Here is a 210-nt window from a genome sequence, read left to right as displayed (position 1 = left end):
ATGAGACAAAAAAGAATCATGCCAGATTTCTGTTTGACCGTCATTTCCCTAAGATGCCATCTTATCTGAGAAGAGCGGCGATTCAACACGCACTTGGAGCCGTGTCCTCCTATCAGACACGCCTTAGTTTGTGGGAAAAGGGAGAACTGAGAGGAAAACCGAAGCTGGTCTGTGAGAATCATGCGATGCCGGTATTTTATCGGGATGTCA

1 pseudogene is annotated in these 210 nt (G+C 46.7%); it reads left to right on the top strand.

What is annotated here, in order from left to right:
* Positions 1–210: pseudogene (locus DW739_RS15220) on the top strand (IS200/IS605 family accessory protein TnpB-related protein); the annotation flags it as partial.

Source organism: Clostridium sp. AM28-20LB (assembly GCF_003480665.1).
Taxonomy (GTDB): Bacteria; Bacillota; Clostridia; order Lachnospirales; family Lachnospiraceae; genus Otoolea; species Otoolea fessa.
Note: the sequence above shows the minus strand (reverse complement) of the source record. Positions and strands in the feature narration are given on the sequence as shown.